General features: G+C 59.1%; 17 protein-coding genes. 9 read left to right on the top strand and 8 right to left on the bottom strand.

Translation table 11 applies throughout. The annotated features are described in order from the left end of the window. Nucleotides 1-21: 21 nt before the first annotated feature. On the bottom strand, nt 22-489 hold the full coding sequence (locus HEP89_RS15210; RefSeq protein ID WP_031268195.1) for an Lrp/AsnC family transcriptional regulator: 468 nt from the start codon (nt 487-489) through the stop codon (nt 22-24). A gap of 201 nt (nt 490-690) precedes the next feature. Here HEP89_RS15210 and HEP89_RS15205 point away from each other — a divergent pair, with 201 nt between their 5' ends. From HEP89_RS15205 to HEP89_RS15195, 3 genes are read left to right on the top strand one after another with little or no spacing between them, the layout of a single operon-like run. Beyond that, nucleotides 691-1,722 (top strand): mitochondrial fission ELM1 family protein, encoded by a 1,032-nt coding sequence (locus tag HEP89_RS15205; RefSeq protein ID WP_168692409.1) that lies wholly within the window; start codon nt 691-693, stop codon nt 1,720-1,722. A 21-nt stretch (nt 1,723-1,743) separates the two neighbouring features. Further along, entirely contained in the window at nt 1,744-2,712 is a 969-nt protein-coding gene (trxB, locus tag HEP89_RS15200) for a thioredoxin-disulfide reductase (protein WP_022997965.1), read from the top strand. A gap of 30 nt (nt 2,713-2,742) precedes the next feature. Beyond that, nucleotides 2,743-3,639 (top strand): LysR family transcriptional regulator, encoded by an 897-nt coding sequence (locus HEP89_RS15195; protein ID WP_022997966.1) that lies wholly within the window; start codon nt 2,743-2,745, stop codon nt 3,637-3,639. Between the two features lie 663 nt (nt 3,640-4,302). Here HEP89_RS15195 and msrP read toward each other — a convergent pair. Both msrP and HEP89_RS15185 read right to left on the bottom strand, forming a co-directional pair. Then, nucleotides 4,303-5,265: a protein-methionine-sulfoxide reductase catalytic subunit MsrP gene (gene msrP / locus HEP89_RS15190; protein WP_055655710.1), complete on the bottom strand. Its 963-nt coding sequence runs from the start codon at nt 5,263-5,265 to the stop codon at nt 4,303-4,305. Nucleotides 5,266-5,435: 170 nt separating this feature from the next. Beyond that, the gene (locus tag HEP89_RS15185; RefSeq protein WP_168692408.1) at nt 5,436-7,499 is read right to left on the bottom strand and encodes an elongation factor G; all 2,064 of its coding nucleotides are present in this window, start codon (nt 7,497-7,499) and stop codon (nt 5,436-5,438) included. 500 nt (nt 7,500-7,999) lie between these two features. Here HEP89_RS15185 and HEP89_RS15180 point away from each other — a divergent pair, with 500 nt between their 5' ends. Beyond that, the gene (locus tag HEP89_RS15180; protein WP_145903515.1) at nt 8,000-8,293 is read left to right on the top strand and encodes a hypothetical protein; all 294 of its coding nucleotides are present in this window, start codon (nt 8,000-8,002) and stop codon (nt 8,291-8,293) included. A 34-nt stretch (nt 8,294-8,327) separates the two neighbouring features. On the opposite strand, the gene HEP89_RS15175 is transcribed toward HEP89_RS15180, so the two are convergent. The 4 genes from HEP89_RS15175 to HEP89_RS15160 all read right to left on the bottom strand — a co-directional run bounded on the left by HEP89_RS15175 (nt 8,328) and on the right by HEP89_RS15160 (nt 11,672). Then, nucleotides 8,328-8,807, bottom strand: coding sequence for a DUF992 domain-containing protein (locus tag HEP89_RS15175; protein WP_168692407.1), 480 nt, complete (start codon nt 8,805-8,807; stop codon nt 8,328-8,330). A gap of 106 nt (nt 8,808-8,913) precedes the next feature. Then, complete coding sequence (locus HEP89_RS15170; RefSeq protein WP_168692406.1) at nt 8,914-9,516, bottom strand: hypothetical protein; 603 nt, start codon at nt 9,514-9,516, stop codon at nt 8,914-8,916. Between the two features lie 144 nt (nt 9,517-9,660). Further along, nucleotides 9,661-10,860 (bottom strand): pyridoxal phosphate-dependent aminotransferase, encoded by a 1,200-nt coding sequence (locus HEP89_RS15165; RefSeq protein WP_022997972.1) that lies wholly within the window; start codon nt 10,858-10,860, stop codon nt 9,661-9,663. 95 nt (nt 10,861-10,955) lie between these two features. After that, on the bottom strand, nt 10,956-11,672 hold the full coding sequence (locus HEP89_RS15160; protein WP_168692405.1) for an MBL fold metallo-hydrolase: 717 nt from the start codon (nt 11,670-11,672) through the stop codon (nt 10,956-10,958). 128 nt (nt 11,673-11,800) lie between these two features. On the opposite strand from HEP89_RS15160, the gene HEP89_RS15155 reads away from it, so the two are divergent. Beyond that, a complete protein-coding gene (locus tag HEP89_RS15155; protein ID WP_077292189.1) occupies nt 11,801-12,160 on the top strand; it encodes a helix-turn-helix domain-containing protein in 360 nt (119 codons plus the stop codon). A gap of 37 nt (nt 12,161-12,197) precedes the next feature. Here HEP89_RS15155 and HEP89_RS15150 read toward each other — a convergent pair whose 3' ends face one another. Continuing rightward, on the bottom strand, nt 12,198-13,328 hold the full coding sequence (locus HEP89_RS15150) for a hypothetical protein (protein WP_208993780.1): 1,131 nt from the start codon (nt 13,326-13,328) through the stop codon (nt 12,198-12,200). Nucleotides 13,329-13,767: 439 nt separating this feature from the next. On the opposite strand from HEP89_RS15150, the gene HEP89_RS15145 reads away from it, so the two are divergent. The 4 genes from HEP89_RS15145 to HEP89_RS15130 all read left to right on the top strand — a co-directional run bounded on the left by HEP89_RS15145 (nt 13,768) and on the right by HEP89_RS15130 (nt 16,638). Then, the gene (locus HEP89_RS15145; RefSeq protein ID WP_145915727.1) at nt 13,768-13,992 is read left to right on the top strand and encodes a hypothetical protein; all 225 of its coding nucleotides are present in this window, start codon (nt 13,768-13,770) and stop codon (nt 13,990-13,992) included. A gap of 43 nt (nt 13,993-14,035) precedes the next feature. Continuing rightward, nucleotides 14,036-14,278, top strand: a complete 243-nt coding sequence (locus tag HEP89_RS15140; RefSeq protein ID WP_022997977.1) for a hypothetical protein — start codon at nt 14,036-14,038, stop codon at nt 14,276-14,278. Between the two features lie 459 nt (nt 14,279-14,737). Continuing rightward, nucleotides 14,738-15,298, top strand: a complete 561-nt coding sequence (locus HEP89_RS15135; RefSeq protein WP_353622309.1) for a DUF3775 domain-containing protein — start codon at nt 14,738-14,740, stop codon at nt 15,296-15,298. A gap of 380 nt (nt 15,299-15,678) precedes the next feature. Beyond that, a complete protein-coding gene (locus HEP89_RS15130; protein WP_168692404.1) occupies nt 15,679-16,638 on the top strand; it encodes a heparan-alpha-glucosaminide N-acetyltransferase in 960 nt (319 codons plus the stop codon). Nucleotides 16,639-16,669 lie beyond the last annotated feature (31 nt).

Here is a 16,669-nt window from a genome sequence, read left to right as displayed (position 1 = left end):
TTCTTGCAGCCGGTTCGGACTTCAATCGATTGGAACGACAGGCTCATCCTTTGTTCGGCGGATTGTCAACGCCGTACGAACGCTGTCGACGTTGGGCGCAGCGGTCAATTCGCGAATGATGAAATTCTGGAAGGTCTGCAGATCCGGCGAAACGCATTTCAGCAGGAAGTCGACCTCACCCGAAAGCATGTAGCTTTCGCGCACCAGCGGCCAGTTCTGAACCGTCTGTTCGAAAGCGATCAGATCCGCCTCGGTCTGGCTGTGCAGCCCGACCATTGCAAAGGCTGTCACGTCGTAACCGAGCTGTTTTTCATCAAGCAGGGTCCGGTAGCCCAGAATGAGCCCGGCTTCCTCCAGCGCGCGCACCCGGCGCAGGCAGGGAGGAGCGGATATGCCGACCCGACGGGCCAATTCCACATTGGTCATCCGTCCGTCATCCTGCAATTCCTTCAGGATCTGCCAATCAATGGCATCGAGCCGCGCTTTCAAACCTGTCTCCTTCGCGCTTCGCATGACGCGCCATGCTGTGGGCATTCGGGTCTTTCACAAGACTGTCGCCTTGCCCGATACCGGAATCCCAAGCTAACCTCTATTTGTGTGCCGAGTTATGATTTTTTGCGCGTTTGTGCAAGACTATAACAAAATTGCGCACGATTTCGAAAGATTACGATAGGGGAACTTCTCCAAAACATGCCTTTTTCGCCGGAGAAAGCCCCTTCTTCCCTCTGGATCCTCACCGATGGAAAGGCGGGCGATGTTGCCCAGTGCCGCGGTGTCGCCGAAGCCCTCGGCGCACCTCTTGAAGAACGCCACATAGCGCCGCGTGCACCCTTTACCTGGTTGATGCCCTTCGGTCCGATCGATCTGCGCGAGCGGGAGACCCGCCCCGGCAGCCCGATTGCCCCGCCCTACCCTGATATCGCCATCGCGTCCGGCCGCCGGGCGGTCCCGTATCTGCGCCGGGTCAAGCGCCTCTCGGGAGGCAAGACCTTTACCGTGTTCCTGAAAGACCCGCGGATAGGACCAGATGCAGCGGATCTCATCTGGGTACCCGAGCATGACAAGCTGCGCGGACGGAACGTCCTTGTAACACCGACGTCCCCACACAAGTTCTCCGCCGCAACACTGGCCGAACTCCGCAGCCGGCAGGTTGCCGAGATAGATGGTCTTCCACGGCCCCGTGTTGCTGTTCTTGTCGGCGGGGACAGTCGGCACCACAGGTTTTCCGAAGACGACCAGAACCGCCTTTTGAGCGGCCTGCGAGAGCTTGCACATGCGGCACATGTGCATTTCATGATCACAGCCTCCCGCCGCACGCCGGCCGGATTGGCCTATGGTCTTGCAGGATTGGCCAAATCGGGAAATCACCTCTACTGGACAGGCGATGAGCCCAACCCTTACGGCCTCTATCTCGCCAAGGCAGATGCGATCATCGCCACTGCCGATTCCACGAACATGATCGGTGAGGCCACAGCCACCGGCAAGCCGGTCCATGTATTCGAGCCGAGCGGCGGTCACGACAAGATCACCCGGTTTTTGGGGACTTTGCGACGCATGGGTGTCATTCACCCCTTTCCAGGTCCGCTGAAAACCACTACCTACGAGCCGATAGATGCCACGCCGGTGATCGCTCAACGCATCTTGAGCGATTTTTCGGCCGCACGGCAAACCCGGAACAACGCCCCGATGGGCCAACCTGGCAACGCAAACGCCGGGACATGAAAACAGGATAAAGGTGCGCCCATGAGCACGGAACACAGCAAACTTCTGATCATCGGCTCCGGCCCGGCCGGCTACACGGCTGCCATATATGCTGCCCGCGCCATGATCGAGCCGACGCTGGTGGCCGGTATTCAGCCGGGCGGCCAGCTGACCATTACCACCGATGTCGAGAACTACCCCGGCTTCGCGGATCCCATCATGGGGCCGTGGCTGATGGAACAGATGCAGAAGCAGGCCGAAAACGTCGGCACCAAGATCCTTTACGACACCATCGTGAAGGCTGACCTGTCCCAGCGCCCGTTCCGCCTGGAAGCCGACAGCGGCACGGTGTTCACGGCGGACGCCCTGGTGATCGCCACCGGCGCGCAGGCCCGCTGGCTTGGCCTGTCTTCGGAACAGGATTACATGGGCGCCGGCGTTTCCGCCTGTGCGACCTGTGACGGCTTCTTCTACCGCAACAAGGAAGTTGTGGTTGTCGGCGGCGGCAACACCGCCGTGGAAGAAGCGCTGTATCTCGCCAATCTCGCCTCGAAGGTGACGCTGGTTCATCGCCGTGACAGCCTGCGGGCGGAAAAGATCCTGCAGGACCGCTTGTTCCAGCACCCGAAGATCGACGTCATCTGGGACCACCAGGTCGACGAGATCCTCGGCGGCGGCATGCCGAAAGCAGTTACCGGCGTACGGTTGAAAAACACCGCGACCGGCGAATTCCAGGAAATTTCCACCGACGGTGTCTTCATCGCCATCGGCCACGCACCGTCGGTCGAACTCTTCAAGGATCAGCTCACGCTGAAGTCCAACGGCTACCTGGAAACTGCCCCGGATTCGACCAGGACATCCATTCCGGGCGTCTTTGCGGCCGGTGATGTCACCGACGACATTTATCGGCAGGCAGTAACCGCTGCCGGCATGGGCTGCATGGCAGCCCTTGAAGCCGAGAAGTTTCTGGCCGAACATGAAGTGACGTCGACAAAGCAGGCCGCCGAATAGGCTGCCTGACTGTCCTGCGGAGGGGCACGCATGGATTGGGACAAATTGCGCATTTTTCATGCGGCCGCACAGGCTGGCAGTTTCACGCATGCAGGTGACACCCTGCATATGAGCCAGTCGGCTGTCAGCCGGCAGGTCAGTGCGCTAGAGCACGATCTGGGCGTTCCTCTGTTTCACCGGCACGCCCGCGGCCTTTTGCTGACCGAACAGGGCGAACTGCTCTACCGGACTGCCAACGACGTGCTGATGAAGCTGGAAGCGGTTCAGTCGAGCCTGACGGACAGCAAGGAAAAGCCATCCGGAGCCCTGCGTGTGACAACCACGGTAGGCCTTGGTTCCACTTGGCTCACCTCACGGATCAGAAGCTTCATCGATCTCTATCCAGATGTCGACCTGCACCTGATCTTCGACGACGACGAACTGGACCTCGGCATGCGCGAAGCGGATGTGGCCATCCGCTTGCGCCAGCCGACCCAGCCGGACCTGATCCAGCGCAAGCTGTTTACAGTGCATTTCCATGTCTATGCGGCACCGGAATACCTCCAACGGTTCGGAACGCCTGTGTCGATCGACGACCTCGACAAGCACCGGCTGATCACCTTTGGCGAACAGGCCCCGGCCTATCTCCGCTCCATGAACTGGCTGGAAACAGCCGGGCGCGTCGCGACAAGCCCGCGCAGGTCCGTCCTGAAGGCCAACAACATCGTGGCCATCAAGCGTGCCGTTCAATCCGGCGTGGGCATTGCCATTCTGCCGGACTACATCATCGACAAGTCGTCGAACCTGGCGCCTGTCATGACCGACCAGGACGACAAGGTGCCCTCCTTCGACACCTATTTTGTCTACCCTTCGGAACTGAAGAACACCGCGCGTGTTACCGCGTTCCGCGAGTTCCTGCTGGCAAATGCAGAAGGCTGGGTTTTCTAACCCTGCCCTCCTGCCGTCTATCTGCCCGATTGCGATTGGCTCAACCAGCCCCGGCTCGACCGGGACGCAACCCTGCTTGCATGCACGACCGGCCTACAGGGGCTTTTGCAGATACTCTCCCCCTAAAAAAGGTCTCAGAACTCGGCCTGCGCCGTGGCAACCGAGCGGCCCGATCGTCTCCATTCCCCTGGGAAAGCACAGGACTGGACAGACTCAGGTTTCAATCGCCAAATCAGCTCAACATTTAGGCATCAAAATTACTGCACACGGGGAGAGCATTTGCATTTATTTCGGTGAACCAATCGATTTTTTCACTCGAAATTAAAATTTTTTTTGAAGCTGCCGGCAAAAACCGACTAATTCAATCTGTTGTAATTAAAGAGGTTTTGGTCTGATTTTTGACCATTCAGTCAAGCCCTGCGTAAAATGCATAGCAGATCTGCGCCCCTGCCTCTTGTTTACGCAGCTTGTGCACTGCATATAAGCATCACTGTTGGTCACACGGACATCACGTCCTCCTCCCAGTGATGTTCCGACCAGCTGTTCCCCTCTGGAAGGTGATTCCACTGTTTTCAGTGAATCAAAATAAACTGCCGGGTCTTTTAAGACCCGGCTCTTTTTTTGCCCAGGCCATGCTGCGACGCAGCATGACGTAATGTCACTTCACATGAACAGGCGTTCGTTGCCCAGGTCCTTGTAGAGGCCGGCCACCTGCTCCTCATAGCCGTTGTAGAGAAGCGTGTTGCGGCGCTCGTCCGTTCCAAGCAGCCGCTCGGAAGACTGCGGCCAGCGGCGATGCGGCACGGACGGGTTCACGTTCGCCCAGAAGCCGTATTCAGAAGACTGGATTTCCTCCCAGAAGCTGACCGGACGCTCATCGGTGAAGGAGATCTTCACGATCGACTTGATCGACTTGAAGCCGTACTTCCACGGGACAACCAGCCGGATCGGTGCACCATATTGCTTGGCAAGCGGCTTGCCGTAAACGCCGGTAGCGATGAAGGCGAGTTCATTGGTCGCTTCTTCCAGCGTCAGGCCCTCGACATAGGGCCAGGGATACCAGCTCTGCTTCTGCCCGCTGGCAACCGACGGATCGAGGAAGGTTTCAAAACGCAGGTATTTTGCGCCGGACTGCGGCCCGGCCAGCTTCACCAGCTCGGCAAGCGCGAATCCCGACCAGGGCACGGCCATCGACCACGCTTCGACGCATCGATGCCGGTAGAGCCGCTCTTCCAGAGGCATTTTGGCCAGAAGGTCATCGATGCCGATCTCTTGCGGATTGTCGATCATGCCATCCAGCACAACGGTCCAGGGGCGGATCTTGAGTTCCTGTGCCGCCGGCCAGATCTGCTTGTGCGTGCCGAACTCGTAGAAATTGTTGTATTTCGCCGTGAACTCCTCCGGGGTCACGTCCCTGTCGAGCGTAAAGGTCTCATTGCGTTTGACCGGATAAAGGCCCGCGCTCGGGTCTTCTTCCGCAAAGGCCGGGCGAATTCCAAGGCCCGTACCCATCAGCGCACCAGCCCCGGCAAGGCCGGCAAGGATCTGCCGGCGGTTCATGAAAACGGCCTCCGGTGTTGCTTCCCGTTCCGGAAGCTCCCAGCTGCGTTTCTTCAGTATATTCATTGTCAGTCTCCCGTTTGTTCCGAAGGAAACCGGAATCGGCTTTCAATGGCAAATAACGCCCTGGTGACTGAGCGCAACAACATGGTGATCAACAGTACAGCGCTTTAGTAGGGCGAACACAACAGAGGGGCCAACCGGCCCCTCTGTCGTCGCTTTCAGTGCTCTACCGTTCACGCGGCCTGTCTGCCGGACCTCTGCAGGGCAATGTCCGCCGCCTTGCCGGAAAGTTCCGCCATATGGTCGAACTCGGCGGTGTAGCTTGCAACCCCGGCGGTCGCCGAACGCAGTTCGATGATCAGGTCACCGATTTCCGCCTCCGGCATCAACGCCTGCACCTCATCCCAGCCATTCCACTCGGGACGGGCATCGAAGCCAAGCAATTGTCCGCGTCGTGCCGAGACGATCGCATTCACCCGCGCGGTCGCATCGCTCGGGCAGGCAATCACCACCTTGTGGATCGGCTCCAGCAGCACCGGCTTGCACTCAGGCAGACCTTCCCGGATTGCCAGTATGCCGGCCATCTTGAAGGCCTGGTCGGAACTGTCCACGGAGTGATAGGAGCCGTCCGTCAGACAGACGGACACATCCACCACCGGGAAACCGAGCGGGCCTTGCCCCAACGCATCCAACACGCCGTCACGCACGGACGGGATATATTGTTTCGGCACGACACCCCCGGTAATCGTGTCTGAAAACTGGACGCCCTCGCCGCGCGGCAGCGGAGATATCTCGATCACCACATCGCCGAACTGACCATGCCCGCCGGACTGTTTCTTGTGACGGCCACGAACCTTGGTGCCTGACCGGATCGTCTCGGCATAAGGCACGTGCGGTGTATTGGCGGCGATATCCAGACCGTATTTTCCGGCAAGCCGTTCCTGGGCAACACGCAGATGCATTTCGCCCTGCCCTGCAAGCAACGTTTCGGCCGTTGTCTGGTTTTGCGAGACGATCAGCGAGCGGTCCTCTTCAACCAGTTTCGCCAGTGCCGCGGAAAGACGGACCTCGTCCTTGCGCTGTTTGGCGGAAATCGCCGTCGCCAGAACAGGATTGCGCCGTTCGAGCACCTGAAGGCTTTCGATCTTTCCGTTTTCAAAACTCAGGAGGTCGCCCGTCTGGACATCATCGAGCCTCCCGAGCCCAACCAGATCGCCCTTGCCGGCCGTTGCGATCTTGTTCGCCTGCTGGCCGAAGACAGAAAACAATCCGGACACCTTGATTTCGGCGTCGCCATTGAGGAACAGGGTATCGCCGTCGGAGACCACGCCTTCCAGAACGCGGGCAATCGACTGCTTGCCGCCGTGCTGGGTGTGCAGCGTCTTGACGACCTGCAGCATCGCGCGCGACGTCGTGCCAAGCACCCGGCGCGACAGCAAATCGACACCTGGAACCTCGTGGCGCAAGGCCTTCAGCAGCCGGCTGACACCGTTGCCGTGTTCTGCGGAGCCGAAGAAAACCGGACAGATGAGACCGTCCTGCATTTCGTTCACCAGATCGGCGAACACCTGATCGCGATTGGGGGCGATATCCTCGAGCAACGCCTCCATCAGGTCGTCGTCGTGATCGGCCAGGTGTTCCAGCATGGTGAAACGGGCTTCGTGCTCACGTGCGAGATCCGCATCGGACATGTCGATCTGCGTGCTTTCCTCCTTCTCGTGATAGACATGCGCCCGCTCCAGCGCGAGATCGATGAAACCCGTCGCCAGGCCGTCTTCCCAGATCGGGATCTGTCGCAGCACCAGCGGCACCGCAGATGCCGGTTGCAGCACGCTCAGGACATCACGCACCCGCCGCGTGCTCTTGTCGATCTTGTTTAAAAACAAAACCCGCGGAATGGCGCGGGCTTCAAGGGCTTTCAGGATCAGCTGCAGGGCTGGAACCTTGCGCTCGTCGTCCTCCGCCACCACGACGGCCAGATCCACCCCGGAAAGCGCCCCGTCCATTTCGCTCAGGAACTCCACCGATCCAGGGCAGTCGACGAATACGAAGCGATCTCCCAGGAATTCCGCGTCCGCAATGTTCAGTTCCACACTCATGCCGTGGGCACGCGCTTCCGGCGAAGCGTCACCCACCGTATTTCCGTTCGCGACGGATCCTTGCCGGGCCACCTTGTCCGTTCGCGCCAGCAAGGCTTCCAGAAGACTGGTCTTGCCGCTGCCGAACGGACCCACTAGGGCGATACAGCGCGGAGCGCTGCCCGCAGCAGATCCTTTTCCGTTTGAAGTGATTGCCATGCTGAGCCTCCCGTTAGTTCGAGGATACCTCGTAACAACGCGGCAGGGCCGGCTGGGGGACGCGGCCTGCCGCGTCTCGCCCGGATGGGATCGAAGGCCTTTTGCCCGGTACTCAACAGCACCAAGCCCCAAACTGCGGCCGATCGACCAGGGGCGGTCAGCCATCGTCGCGCCGATATCGGCGGCAACGCAAGGGAATCTTACGCGGCAGCGCAGCAATTTGCCCTTGTCTCGGCTCAGTCTCCAGGCAGATGACAGCTCGTTAAAAGTGCACAAAATTCCAAAACACCGCCGATCCCAGAGGCTTATAAAGGCTCTCCCGACCGAGATCTCCAGACCGGCAAGCGGTGGAGAAAATTTGAGCTTAAGACTGAAAAAAGTCCCGCCTTCAGACCTTCCCAACCATGTGCCATTGCCCTGCCGGAATTGGCAGATAGTGAAATTGAGGCGCGGAGGCCTATGTAACCAATTGGAACCGGCCTCGGACAAAAGGAGCACGCGTGACCAAAACCCTGATACTCTGTTCAGCCCTGCTAGCTGCCACGTCGGCAATACCGGCGCATGCGCAATCGACCCAGCTGCGCAGTCCTCCCATGATGACCTCGCCGCGGCTGCCTTCTGCCGGTCAGCAGCTGAACCAGAACCTCAACCGCCAACAGTCCGGCTTCTCCACCCGGCAGCAGATTGACGGTGCGGAGCGTCTGAACCGCACCGAGCAGATCAACCGGCAGAACACCCGGCCAGACAAGGAAGAAACTCCCTGTGCCGGCGCGAACGAAAGCTGCCGCGACTAAAGCGGAGAAACAGGACAGTGACAGCCGCTGAGGCTTAGTTGATCAGTTCCAGCGTCATCTTGCTGACACCCAGTGTCAGGTTCGTGCCTGTCTGGCTTTCCAGGCTGAAAGGGTTGAGCGCGATGGAGCGGTCGAAACCACCCAGCAGCGCGTTCGCCTTGATCCCCGCACCAACACTTGCCCCGGCGGTCAGCCCGCCGTAGGTGCCTGCCAAAAGGCCCGGCTTCCGGTTTGCGGAAGGTGCCAGCACACCCCAGACCAGCGTGGCCTGTTTGGTCTTGCCTATGTCCAGCCCATAGTCGCGGACGGTCCCCTTGTAGTTTTCCACCGCTCCGCCGTCGACCGGTGAAAAGCTGCATCCGAGTGTTGCTGAAGAGCCAACAATGAAACTGTGCTCGCCTTCCACCAGGCAGCTCAGTTTGCCGATTTCAACCTTTGGGCTGTCTTCGGAGGCAAGGGCCGGGATGGCAAACACAATGGCCATGGCGGCAAGAACCGGTTTCAAAATACGCATGTAGAGAACTCCCGTTCGGCTGCGAATATCCGCTTTTAGCAAAGGCGCGGATCACGCCCGTGATATGACGCGCCAAGACGTCAAAATCGCGGCAATGGCAAAAGGGTCAGGTGTAACCGTCGGCAGTGTCGGTACCGCCCGCCAAAGCCGGGGCAAGCACACCACCGTTCGACGACCTGTCCGACACACGGGCAAGCAGAAACCGGCGACCGGCAATCAGAAGGGTCAAGGTGACGACCACCGGAAGAAGGCTGTTTTCCGGCGCCTGGAAGGCCCAGACCGTTCCAGCGAGTGATACGGCAAGCATCAGAAACGATAGTCGGTACTGCGTTGATCTGGGCAAGTCGGGGACACCGGCAAATCCACCGCGTGAGAACAGGGTCAAGACCCCGCCGGTAAGCGTCACGGTCAACAAAACGGCACTGTACGAATAGCCTGTCAGGAATGATGCCAGAGTGCCGTCGCCAAACCGATACAGGCAGACCAGAAGCGGTGTCACCAGCAGGATATGCAGATTTATACCGAGCAATACGGGGTGCATGGGCACCTTGACCAGCACAAAGCCGGCAAGAACGAAAACCGCAAGACTGCAACCACTCCAGCCTGCAAGCTCCAGATCACTCGTCTGTCGCCAGAGCACAATGAAGACAATCGACGGCAGGCTTTCAAACAGATCAAGAAGCAGTTGTTTCTGATGTGAATTTGCCATCGCTCGACCTCCACCTGACGGGGAAAGGCTAGAGCGTTCGAACTGTGCTGTAAACCGCGCATTCCTCAACCGGAAAATGCAGCCCACAACAGAAAAGGGCGGCCGTCGGCCGCCCTTTCGCAAGTCTTTCGATGCCCGAAAAGCTTATTTCAGGTTCCCGCAGAAACGCTGGATGCGCGTGCAGGCTTCTTCCAGAGCTTCGGTCGAGGTCGCATAGGAAATGCGGAAGTTCGGACCAAGCCCGAAAGCCGAACCGTGAACGACGGCGACACCTTCAGCTTCCAGAAGCTCGGAGACGAAGTCCTCGTCGCTCTCGATCACCTTGCCGGAAGGGGCCGTCTTGCCGATTGTACCGGCGCAGGACGGGAACACGTAGAACGCGCCTTCCGGCACCGGGCACGAAATGCCGTTGGCCTGGTTAAGCATGGAGACAACCAGGTCCCGGCGTCCCTTGAAGACTTCGTTGTTCTTCGGGATGAAGTCCTGGGTGCCGTTCAGCGCCTCGACCGCCGCCCACTGGGCGATGGAGCAAGGGTTGGAGGTCGACTGCGACTGAACCTTGGCCATGGCCTTGATCAGGTCTGCCGGGCCGCCGGCATAACCGATACGCCAGCCGGTCATTGCATAGGCCTTCGACACACCGTTGACGGTCAGCGTGCGCTCGTAAAGAGCAGGCTCCACCTGAGCAGGCGTGGTGAACTTGAAGTCGTCATAGACGAGGTGCTCATACATGTCGTCGGTCATGACCCAGACATGGGGGTGCTTCATCAGCACATCGCAGAGCGCCTTCAGTTCAGCTTCCGTATAGGCCGCACCGGACGGGTTGGACGGAGAGTTGAAGATCAGCCACTTGGTGCGCGATGTGATCGCCGCATCGAGTGCTTCCGGGGTAATCTTGAAGGTCGACTTGTCCGCTTCCACGATCACCGGTTCACCGCCTGCGAGCAGCACCATGTCCGGATAGCTTACCCAGTAAGGGGTCGGAATGATGACTTCATCGCCCGGGTTCAGCGTTGCAATCAGCGCGTTGTAAAGCACCTGCTTGCCGCCGGTTCCCACGGTGATCTGGCTGGTTTCGTAAGTGAGCCCGTTTTCCCGCTTGAACTTTTCGACGATGGCCGCCTTCAGCTCCGGAATACCATCGACAGCAGTGTACTTGGTCTTGCCGTCGGTGATGGCCTTGATGGCGGCTGTCTTGATGTTTTCCGGGGTATCGAAATCCGGCTCGCCAGCTCCGAGACCGATTACATCGCGGCCTGCGGCTTTAAGCTCGCGTGCCTTGTTGGTGACGGCGATGGTCGCAGAAGGTTTAACACGCGCCAATGCGTCAGCAAGAAAGCCCATAATGTCCTCCAGGGGGAAACGGGATTAACAGCGCGCGGACCCTAGATCCGTGCGCTGCGGAAAACAAGACCAAATCCGGAGAAGAACGGGAGTTTTCAGGCCGCTTGCGCCAGTTTGCCGGCGTATCTTTCAATCACCTCGGCATCAAGCGGTCCGCCATGGCCGAGATAGAAGCGTTTTGCCCCCTTGGACAGCAGAAATTTCAGCGAACGGCCGACCTGAAGCGGGTCTTCTTCGAAGGGAGGCGGCTTGGGCCGACCCTTCAGCGCGATTCCGCCCAAAAGAATGCCGGACGCCGCCAGATCCCCCGCGAGGACAGCACCATCGTCAAGCAGTAGCGACAGCGATCCGGGCGTGTGGCCTGGCGTCGGCATGATGACACCTTGCACGCCATAGGCTGTCAGATCCAGTGTCTGGTCCCCTGACAGAAGAATGTCCGGCTCCACCTTCGCAAACGGCCGTTCGATCGCGCCTGAAAGCTTGAACAGCCGACCGAAGAACCCCGAAGGCTTCAGGATGGGAGCCTGGCCCCGGCAATAGGGTAAATCACCTTCATGCAGCACGATTGGCGCGCCCGACAGTTTCTGAAGACGCTTGGCGCTGCCCGCATGGTCGATATGGCCGTGGGTCACCACGATCAGCTTCAGATCGGCAAGGCAAAGCCCGACCTTCGCCAGCCCCTTCTCTATCTTGGTCTCACTGCCTGGCAACCCGGTGTCCACAAGCACGGCACCACCGGCAAAGGTCAGCAGAAACGCGTTGACCATGCCGAATGGCAGGATCGGGATAGTGTGGATCTGGATCTCGGACATGTTTGCCGCCGTTCTCTTCCTGGTGATAGGTTGGCTCTTCACCTAGGCGGACGCGGAAACACGTTCAATTAGGCACCTTTTGGTAACCCGGACGGGCCATTGGCTCCGGCGAACCGGTGGAGACGGACATGAGCGAACCGATCGCATCCCTCTGGCGCCTGCCTGGCACGCAGGACTGTCCCGTTGCCGACACGCTGAAAAGCATCGGCGGCAAACACACCCCAAGGGTTCTGCATTGCCTGACCGCTAAGGATCATCATTTTCTGGAACTACAGCGGACACTGAAACCGATCAGCCGCAAGGTGCTGACCCAGGAACTGCGCCACCTGGAAGAGATTGGACTGGTCGCTCGTACCGAACTGGACGACGCCCACCGCCGCGTCCGCTATGCCCTCACACCGAAAGGCCGGAGCCTGACCGAAATCCTTGGACGGGTCTACCTTTGGGCCGTGGAACACCACGGCAGTGACGCAGCATCAGCGGCATAAAAGTACTGTTTCAGTCGCTCTCAGTGCCTGTCGAGGGTCAGCTTCTCGTTTCAAGGATCAGCTTCGGATCGTCCTTGTCCTCATCGATGATCGTGCACTTGAAGCGCTTTTTCTTGGTCTGGCCATTGAGCACCGTCACCGGCACCGACAGGGGAACTTCCGAGGCGTCTTTGGCAGAGGTCAACAGGGACGCATAATTGCTCGGGTGAAGCAGCATCTCGGTGATCGGACGGCTGTCGAGGACGTCCGATGTCAGATGGTAGGTCTTCATCGCTGCGTTGTTCGCCGCGATGATGATCTTTGACTTGATGTTGACCACCAGGATCGGCGCGCTGCACGCTTCGAAGACCCTGGCAAAGTCGACATCACCGCCGGCATGGCCGGCTGAAAACAGCACCCCGCCCACCGTTCCGCCGACACGAAAATACATGGCGTCATATTTCAGTTCGACGCTGTCGTTGGACGCCAGCAGAAACTTGCCACGCCCGGTCGCACTGGCCCGGCGCGTCAATGCCGCGAGCGTCAGGGAGACGATCGTTCGCCCGACCCGGTTCTGGATATGGGCAATGTTGCGCCCCAGGATCAGGCGAGCATCCTCGATCTGGAAGCTCTTGAGAAAACCATCGCTGGCAAAGCGCACGTAGCCGAAATTGTCGACCAGCAGCACAACACGGGTGGAGGACGCGACGAAATGCTGGAGGATCGGCGCCAGTCCCAGTACGACCCGGCCCGGATTATTGTCATTCTCACCGATGGAGGGGAAGCAGATCGCAAGGATCTTGCCGTCTGGCAACTCGTATCGATAGGCAACGATCGGAATGCCCGGGATACGGTGGTCCGGCCCGCCGCCGACGTCGAACGGCCCGGCCTGGCCTTCCCGGATCGCACCCTGGACCAGCCGGAGAATGGTCTTCCGATCCTCTGGCGACAGGTGGCGCAGCGCCTCGTTGGAGGGCGCCTCCTGCAGATCCCGCACTTCGCTATTGAAACTCTGGGAACCGACCTCGTGCCAGAGAATGGTTTTCTTGCTGATATCGGCAATGAAAAACTGGATACCCGCCAGCGACAAGGCCGGCGGCTCACCGGCCTTCTGGACCGATGGTTCTGTCGACGTTACTGGGTCTGTCGGCTTGCCCACCGTGGCGCTCTGCGCAGCGTTTATCGTCATTCCATGCCTGGTCTGTTTGTATCGGATGTCCCGGCGAGCAAGCATGCTTCCGAAATGCAAACAAACACTAAAATCGCATCGTAAAATATCTGGGTTATGTCAGTTTTTACAGTAATTAAACAATGCAATACGTTTTTATGAGAAGTTGTATTGTCAATTTTACGAAAGCTTAATTGGCCGGTTTCAGACCCTGGAACCACAGCCTTCCACCTTCGCACATCAAAACTGCCGGAATGGAAAACAGTACCGTCGCCCTCCTGAATGCAGCGCCATTCGGAGCACGGACACTACCTATTGTGCCGCCTTGCCAAGGCGGCAGCAAATAGATCGAATTTGCCGCAAAATAGTCACGAAAACACACGGTGCATGTCTAAATCGCGTCCGCGTGCCGGCGCAATTTCAAACGAGATTGAACTCATCCCAGCGGATGGAGGAGCCAATGGCCCACGCAACGACCGTACAGGCGACCATCAAGTCGCAGAACGTAAGCTTCCCACCGGTTTTGCTGTTCATAGTGGCAGCAGGCCTGTTGATGTTGATGTCCGCACTGGAGCCGTCACTGGTGCTGCCGATGGTCGCGTTCCTGACCATGGCTGCCGTTACCCGTCTGCTGGCCCGCCGACTGTTTCAGGACCTGACCGGCGTTCAAGCGCAGGCAGACTGACAGAAACCGAAATACAACCGCTCGAAGCTGACTGATCTTCACCATGGCACGCGTAGATAACCAGAAAACCAGAAAGTCCGTCCCCTCCAAAAGCGACCTGCATGAAGCCCGGCCGCTGTTGCAGGCAATCTTTCTGGGCATGCTGCTGGCAACCGCTTTGGTCGCAGCAGCGGCGATGGCAAACCCGGCCAACACGAACGGTGTCCCGAAGACCGAGCCCGTCGCGCACTCAGCAACCGGCCAGGCACCGGCAAACGCCGGTCGACCGGCAAGCGCCATGTTCTGACAGCTTGACATACAAGGAGCCGCCGCGGCGGCTCCATCCGTTTCAGGAAGTCAAGATCAGCGCCTGGGGCCCGACCTTTCAAAAGCCGAGACCCGGCCTCATGCTTGGCACATGAGTGCCGGGCCTCAGTGCCCGGTCCGCCCCCGGATAACTTTTCCTGCCCAACTATGGTTCTCTTTGAACCTTCATCCAAAACAGCCCCGCAGTGCATTTGTGCAAGTGCCAGCTGCCTCACCGCCCTCAGGTGGTCCGCTGGGTGCGTCCGCTGTTGATCATGGTCAAGGACAGGAATTTGTTCGTTCGCCAAGTAAAGCAAGATCACATGTCATCTGCAAGACCGCACGCGGTTCTAGGCTGGCATCGATCGGAATTAACCAGAGTCACATGGCGCGACCTTGAATACCGGGGATAACCGCAGTCCAGGTCTTTGCGAGTGCGTTCGGAAACTTCCGGCAAGCCATGTGGAACAAAATCCGCTACGGGGCATTTGCCCTCAAGTGGTACTATTACGTCGATGCAACCGGCGCCAGTGAGGGATTTCACATCATGACCATTGCCAACGGCGAAAAGTGGATCGATAAAGAAACGAAGGGTTTGTCGGAGGCAGTAATGGACATCGACCTCACACTTTCAGCAGACACGATCCGCCTGCTCGCCCAGAAGGCGCGGGCAGTTGCATCGTCTCTTCAGGATACGTTCGAGGACGGCCATGAAGGCGACGTCGAATTCGACGCCGATGCCCTGGAGCAAAGTCACGGTCACGATGGCCTTGCGGAGGAGGAAAACGACGACCTCTCCGACGAGGAACTGCGGGAGCTGATCGAGGATCTCAACGTGGATGAAGCTGCCGAACTGGTGGCTATCTCCTGGATCGGCCGCGGTGACTTCGAGGCTGAGGACTTCCAGCAAGCGGTCGACGAGGCACGCGATCGCGCCGCCGGTTCGACAGCAACCTATCTTCTCGGCATGCCGCTCCTGGCCGATCACCTGGAAGCCGGTCTCGATGCGCTTGACCTCTGACGGCCGACACAGCGCTGTTTTCGCCCGGGCTTCAAGACGTTCGGCGGGTCAAACCGGCTAGGTCATTTTTGCCGGGTCTTCCACATCAGGTCGTTTTCCTTGGGAAAACCGGTTAGCAATTGATTTACTATCTTTTCGCTGCCGGACATTTGGCCCACTCTTGCCCCACTTCGTGGTGGGACAAGGGAGTTGAGGGCATGCTGCAAGACCCGGCGAACCAAGACGTGTTTACCGTCCATCGTCCGTCTCCATGGCCATATGTCGGCGCAATGCTCGCTGCGTCGGCCCTGATCACGACACTGGTCGTGGCGTTCAGCAGCTAATCCATACCGGCACTACCGCTCGAAACCGGTACCGGTCATCGTTCAGAGAGTTCCTTAATGCGTTCAACGCGTCTGGCCGTGCTTGATCTTGCCCGCGGCCTAGCTGTTGTCGCCATGGCGATCTACCATTTCTCCTGGGACCTTTCCTGGTTTGCCTATGTCGACTGGCCCGTTGCCCAGGGCACAGGCTGGCGCATGTTCGCCGCCTCGATCGCCGGCAGCTTCCTGCTTCTGGCCGGCGTCAGCCTGGATTTCGCCCACCACCTGGGCATCCGTTGGCATGCCTTCTGGCGACGCCTTGCCGTGATCGTCGCAGCCGCTGCCGCCGTGTCGCTGGTCACCTATTTCACTTTCGGCGATACTTTTGTCCGTTTCGGCATTCTCCATTCCATTGCCCTGTCCAGCGTGATCGCCCTTCCCTTCACGCGCCTTCCGTTCGTCTTTGCCGGGCTTGCTGCGGCGTTCGTTTTCTCTTTGCCCTTCTGGGCAGCTTCATCCGCCTTCGACGGCCAGCTCTGGCTGTGGACAGGGCTCGGCACACCGGATTTTGCCAGTGTGGATTATGTGCCGCTGGCGCCCTGGGCCGGAGTGACGTTGGCGGGCGTCGCCATCTCGAAGATTTTCCGAAAGATCAATCTGTGGCAGACGCTGTCCGGACTGACATTCGCCAACCGTCCCGGCCGGCTGACGCGGTTCTTCGGCCGCCATTCCCTGCCAGTCTATCTGCTGCATCAGCCCTTGCTGTTCGGCCTTGTGTGGACGGCAACTCAGATCGGCCCGGAGATGGACCGCTCCGCCAATGCCTTCGTGCGCAATTGCACGGTTTCCTGCCAGGGTACGACCGCCACGACAGAAATCTGCGAAGCCGCTTGCGGCTGTACGCTTGAATATCTGAAATCGGACCGCATCTGGGACCAGCTTCTGGCCGAGCCCGAAAACCAGCCTCTGCGCAACCGGATGTCGAACAGATACAGCCAGTGCCTGGCTGATCCAAAGTGGCCGGATCCGCTCAACTGATCCCGGCTTTCAAGCCTTCGGTGCTGTTCCG

It is taken from the genome of Labrenzia sp. 5N, from assembly GCF_012395805.1.
Taxonomy (GTDB): domain Bacteria; phylum Pseudomonadota; class Alphaproteobacteria; order Rhizobiales; family Stappiaceae; genus Roseibium; species Roseibium algicola.
The sequence above is the reverse complement of the archived record's forward strand: the minus strand, read 5'-3'. Positions and strand labels throughout refer to the sequence as shown.